Source organism: Delftia sp. ZNC0008 (genome assembly GCF_000799035.1).
Lineage (GTDB): Bacteria > Pseudomonadota > Gammaproteobacteria > Burkholderiales > Burkholderiaceae_C > Comamonas > Comamonas tsuruhatensis.
Genome location: NZ_JTKZ01000446.1, coordinates 1 through 1,979, shown reverse-complemented (window position 1 = coordinate 1,979; position 1,979 = coordinate 1). Strand labels below are relative to the sequence as shown.

General features: G+C 66.7%; 2 protein-coding genes. Both read right to left on the bottom strand.

Annotated elements, in window-relative coordinates:
• On the bottom strand, positions 1-856 hold an 856-nt coding region (locus L995_RS14825), incomplete at its 3' end, for a CbbQ/NirQ/NorQ/GpvN family protein (protein WP_047472445.1).
• A 73-nt stretch (positions 857-929) separates the two neighbouring features.
• Positions 930-1,967 carry an aliphatic amidase gene (locus L995_RS14820; RefSeq protein ID WP_043791758.1) on the bottom strand — a complete coding sequence of 346 codons (1,038 nt, stop codon included), beginning with the start codon at positions 1,965-1,967 and terminating at the stop codon, positions 930-932.
• Positions 1,968-1,979: the final 12 nt, after the last annotated feature.

Genomic DNA, 1,979 nt, shown 5'->3' with positions numbered 1-1,979 from the left:
CCGCGTCGAACTCGGCTTCGACCAACTGGCGCAGCGCGGCGGCGGTGTCGGGGTCGTCGGTCAGGGCGCTGGTGATGGTCATGTCGCAGCTGTCATGCACCGAGACGCCGTCGCGCATCAGCAGGCCCGCGTAGATCAGCATGCGGGTGGAGGCGCCTTCGTCCAGGCCCCGGTGGCGCAGTTCGCGCGTGCTGCGCGCCAGGCTGACCAGGCTGCGAGCGGTGGCCGGGGCAATGCCGGTCTCGTGGGCCACGATGTCCGCCTCGATCTCGGGCGCCGGGTAGTCGAAGTCCAGGGCCGCGAAGCGCTGGCGGGTCGATGGCTTCATGTCCTTGGCGCTGCTCTGGTAGCCGGGGTTGTAGGAGACCACCAGCTGGAAGTCGGGATGGGCATGCACCACCTCGCCCTTCTTGTCCAGCGGCAGGGCACGGCGCGCATCGGTCAGCGGGTGAATGACGACCGTGGTGTCCTGGCGGGCCTCCACCACCTCGTCCAGATAGCAGATGCCGCCGTGGCGCACGGCAAGGGTCAGCGGGCCGTCGTGCCAGGCCGTGCCGTCGGCATCCAGCAGGTAGCGGCCCACCAGGTCGGAGGCCGTCATGTCCTCGTTGCAGGCCAGCGTGACCAGGGGGCGCTTGAGCGCCCAGGCCATGTACTCCACAAAGCGCGTCTTGCCGCAGCCCGTGGGGCCCTTGAGGATGAGCGGCATGCGGTGCTGGTAGGCCTGGCGGTAGAGCTGGACCTCGCGGCCCGAGGGGCGGTAGAAGGGCTCTTCCTCGATGCGGTAGGCCGCCAGCGGGTCGGTGGCCTGGCTGGCAGGAGCGTGCAGCGGGCCTGTGGTTGTTGTCGTGCTCATCTTCACTCTTCACCTTTCCGTGTTCATGGGCGGGCCTGCCCCCGGGCCTGCAGGCTGCGGAGGCAGGACGCTGTCAGCGGTGCCTGGGCGCTTCGTGCGGAATGCCTTCGATGGGGCATTCGGGCGTGCCCACGGTGGTGCGCGTGAAGGACTCCACCATCTCGCGCGTGCCCTCGGGATCGTTGACCCACTGGCTGTAAAAGTTGTAGGGGCAGGCGGCCACGCCCTTGTCCCCGTCGCCGGAGTTGATGGTGCCGGTGTAGCCGCGGTGCACGAGCTTGAACAGGTGGTTCTGCGACTGGCCGTTCTTGCGCGCATCGCGGATCAGGTGCTTGGACAGTTCGGCGTACTGGATGCCCATCTCCTCCTCGCCGGTCTCGCCCAGGGTGCGGCCATCGAAGCCGATGATGGCCGAGTGCCCGAAGTACGAGTACACGCCGTCGAAGCCCGCCGCATTGGCCACGGCCACGTAGCAGTTGTTCATGAAGGCCATGGCCTTGGAGACCATGATCTGCTGCTCCTTGGCCGGGTACATGTAGCCCTGGCAGCGCACGACGAGCTCGGCGCCGCGCATGGCGCAGTCGCGCCAGATCTCGGGGTAGTTGCCGTCGTCGCAGATGATGAGGCTGATCTTCAGGCCCTTGGGGCCCTCGCTCACATAGGTGCAGTCGCCCGGGTACCAGCCCTCGATGGGCACCCAGGGCATGATCTTGCGGTACTTCTGCACGATCTCGCCCTGGTTGTTCATGAGGATCAGGGTGTTGTACGGCGCCTTGTTGGGGTGCTCCTCATGGCGCTCGCCCGTCAGCGAGAACACGCCCCAGACGTTGGCCCTGCGGCAGGCGTCGGCGAAGATTTCGGTCTCTTCGCCCGGGATGGCGCTGGCCGTGTCGTACATCTCCTTGGCGTCGTACATGATGCCGTGCGTGGAGTACTCGGGAAAGATCACCAGGTCCATGCCCGGCAGGCCGCGCTTCATGCCTACCAGCATGTCCGCGATCTTGCGGCAGTTGTCCAGCACCTCGGCCTTGGTGTGCAGGCGCGGCATCTTGTAGTTGACCACCGCCACGCCGACGCAATCGTTGCTGCTGGAAATATCTCCGTGTCTCATGCTGCTACGCGG